Origin of the sequence: Roseiarcus sp., assembly GCF_052145395.1 — a bacterium.
Lineage (GTDB): Bacteria > Pseudomonadota > Alphaproteobacteria > Rhizobiales > Beijerinckiaceae > Roseiarcus.
In genome coordinates, this window is record NZ_JBKQOT010000290.1 from 1 (window position 1) to 2,887 (window position 2,887).

At 61.5% G+C, this 2,887-nt stretch carries 5 protein-coding genes and 1 pseudogene; 2 read left to right on the forward strand and 4 right to left on the reverse strand.

All coding sequences use genetic code 11. From position 1 onward, the window contains the following. The coding region (locus ACLP25_RS09690; protein ID WP_442468991.1) for an oxidoreductase at positions 1–247 on the reverse strand (247 nt) is incomplete at its 3' end. Positions 248–326: 79 nt separating this feature from the next. On the opposite strand from ACLP25_RS09690, the pseudogene ACLP25_RS09695 reads away from it, so the two are divergent. Beyond that, positions 327–629: pseudogene (locus tag ACLP25_RS09695) on the forward strand (ABC transporter permease); the annotation flags it as partial. A 40-nt stretch (positions 630–669) separates the two neighbouring features. Here ACLP25_RS09695 and ACLP25_RS09700 read toward each other — a convergent pair. The 3 genes from ACLP25_RS09700 to ACLP25_RS09710 form a co-directional block, all read right to left on the reverse strand. Continuing rightward, complete coding sequence (locus tag ACLP25_RS09700; protein WP_442468992.1) at positions 670–897, reverse strand: hypothetical protein; 228 nt, start codon at positions 895–897, stop codon at positions 670–672. A 205-nt stretch (positions 898–1,102) separates the two neighbouring features. Then, a complete protein-coding gene (locus ACLP25_RS09705; protein ID WP_442468993.1) occupies positions 1,103–1,414 on the reverse strand; it encodes a hypothetical protein in 312 nt (103 codons plus the stop codon). 52 nt (positions 1,415–1,466) lie between these two features. Then, positions 1,467–1,730 carry a hypothetical protein gene (locus ACLP25_RS09710; RefSeq protein WP_442468994.1) on the reverse strand — a complete coding sequence of 88 codons (264 nt, stop codon included), beginning with the start codon at positions 1,728–1,730 and terminating at the stop codon, positions 1,467–1,469. A 609-nt stretch (positions 1,731–2,339) separates the two neighbouring features. Here ACLP25_RS09710 and ACLP25_RS09715 point away from each other — a divergent pair. Then, on the forward strand, positions 2,340–2,804 hold the full coding sequence (locus tag ACLP25_RS09715) for an MFS transporter (RefSeq protein ID WP_442468995.1): 465 nt from the start codon (positions 2,340–2,342) through the stop codon (positions 2,802–2,804). Positions 2,805–2,887 lie beyond the last annotated feature (83 nt).

Below are 2,887 nucleotides of genomic sequence, written 5' to 3' on the forward strand. Positions count from 1 at the left end.
TATAGCAGCCCGGCGTATCCGCGTAGCCTTGCGCCTGGGTCGAGATCTGGGTGGCTTCGGCGATGATGAGGCCGGCCGTGGCGCGTTGGGCGTAATATTCAGCAGCAAAGGGACCCGGGACCAGACCCGGACCGGCGCGATTTCTCGTGAGCGGCGCCATCACGATGCGGTTGGCGAGTTTCAGGGCGCCGGCTTGAGTGGGTTCGAATAGAGCCCGGGCCGTGCGGGTCTCGTAGGATCTCTTCAAAGCCTGACTCCTCGATTAATGATCGCTGCGGCTGGTCTCCTCCGCCAGGAGGGCGCTACCGGCGCCGTCGCATTTTGCAATCTTTCTGGGCACAGTGGCCCATTCAATGCCTCAGCTCGGATTGCTCTTCGTGCTGGTCTATCTGCCCATGAACATGCTTTCGGGCAGCAATACGCCGCTCGAGAGCATGCCGCCGTGGCTTGCGACGGCTATGGAGGCTTCGCCCTCGACCCATTTCGTGTCGTTTGCTCAATCGATCCTCTATCGCGGCGCGGGGCTCGACGTGGTGTGGCCGGAATTTTTGGCGGTGGCGGGAATAGGCGGCCTCTTCTTCGGCCTTGCGATCATGAGCTTCAGGTCCGTCGCCGCGCAGGGCGCATGAATAGTCGAGGGCGCTTGACGCTCGAATGCCGACGATCCGGTCAGCAGCCGATATGCAGCGAAAACTCACTCCGCCTTCCCTGATCGTCGGGGTGAAAGGCCGCTGGTTGAGACTGATCGCCTTGGCCGACCCCCGACACTTTGGCTCCGATCGGATCAGAGCGCTGGCTGTCGCCAGACGAGCGGAAACTCCGGAAGACGATTTTGTCCTTGAATCGCCTCCAGTTCATTTCAATTCGAGTCCATTTCATGAACGCCTCCTGCGCCATGGCCAACCCCATAGGATCGAGATGGACTGTCGCAGGCAAGAATCGGAATGTACTCACAGAACCCCCTGCGCGGAAATCTTCAGCCGCACAATCTCCACAGGTCCGGTCCGACGTCATGGTCTTGCGCGCCACGGCTGACTCCGAGCGCACTACGTTGCCGATGACGTCAGCGGGTCGCCTGTCACAGCGTTAGGTCCGCGGGGCGTTAGTCGTTCTGTCGCGGGGGGAAGTCAGACGCCAGTTCCGGCCAATGGTGATACCCATCCTTCGCAACATTTGCGAGCACCTGGCGGCAGTCGGCGCCGCCGATAAGGCGCGTCTCGGCGTTGAAAACGATGGTTCTCGAAAAAACCCAATTTCCGAACGAATGAAGCGGTAATTTGTTACCGCTTTTATCATCCGTAACCATCTCCGCATTTCCAACGGTTCCCCGAAACACGTAAAGTTCTGTCATCGAACCCTCCTGCTTTCGACCAAAAACACTGGAAGCGAACGCCGCCAGCGCGCGAATCTCCATTCCGCTTCATTTTCAAACCGAGGCGCAACAGGGCCCCTCATTGCGACGCGGCTCATCTCCAGTTCCGGATCTCCGGCAAATCCTCGCCATGCTCGTCGATGTAGTGCTTGTGCCGGATGAGCTTGTCGCGCATCGCCTGTTTCAGATAGGCGCCCTTGCCGCCGAGATCGGACAAGTTATCCACGACGTCCTGCACCAGATAAAAGCGATCGATGTCGTTTTGCACCCGCATGTCGAAAGCCGGGGGAATCGCGACCGACAGGTCGTTCGCAGCGCGCCAGTAGGCGTCGAGCTGCCGCCATTCTTCGGAACCCAAGACGCCCATTCCAAGGGTGGAGGAGTCCTCAGGGACGGCCATGTCTCGCGGTGAAACGGGAACGTTCATTGTTGATATGCCTGTCGCTCATGCCGCGGTTCGACCCGCATGCGAATTTCGCCGAGAACGACCTTTGGAAAGAGCGGGATCGCGACGGCGCGCCGCCCGCTCCGGTTCGTGGGGCCAGATCTGGTCTCTTCGCAATCCGGCCGGACAAGGTCTCCCGAGCGCTCGCGCCCAAGTGACCCAAGCCTCGCCGCATCGAAAAAACGCTACCGCAGTCGTGCTCGCCTGAAGCAGCCCCGGAAAATACTCATGCCCACGCGGAGTTCGCGGCTGAGTAGTTTCCGAGGGTCGCCGTGACGACCCCTGAACGGTTAGGTTCCATCCGGCGCCGCGACACGCACTGAAGCGGACATGTCCGGCGATTAGAGCGGCGGTCATGAGTTGCGGCGCCGCTATTGGCCAGGGACCATCGTCATGAGCGCTTCGTCGAAGCTCGATCCAAGCCCTCTCGCTCCGCTCGGCCCTTCGACGACCTTATCGGGCATCGCCCGAGCTCGCGCCACCGAGCCGCCACGCGTCTCGTTCACGCCCTGGCTTGCCGTCGTGCTCGTCGTGGTCCTCTTTTCGGGAGGGCTCTTCGGCTACGACCAGGGCGTGATCTCGGGCGCGCTGACGGGCATCAAATCGACGTTCGCGCTGAGTCCGTTCATCGTCGAGGTCGTCACGAGCTGGGTCACGCTGGGCGCACTCTTCGGCGCGCTCGTGGGCGGCGAACTCGCGGACAGCATGGGCCGCAAGCGCACCGTGCTGATTGCCGGCGTATTGTTCACCCTAGGCGCCGCGATTCAAGCTTTTGCCCCTGCAACCATGGTTCTTGTGACGGGGCGCCTCATTATCGGCGCAGGCGTCGGGGTCGCGGCGGTGGCTGCGCCGCTCTATGCGGCCGAGCTGGCCCCAGCTTCGTGGCGAGGTCGCTTCGTGTCGGCGTATCAGCTCGCCATAACGATCGGCATTTTTTTGGCCGATAGCGGTGTCACGCGAGGATCCGAAAATCCTTCGGGTCGATGACGCGGAAATTGTCGGTGATAGTCGACGAGAACTCGTCGAACCGGCGAGGCACGGTCTCGCGCAGGAAGCCGAGCACGGCTTCA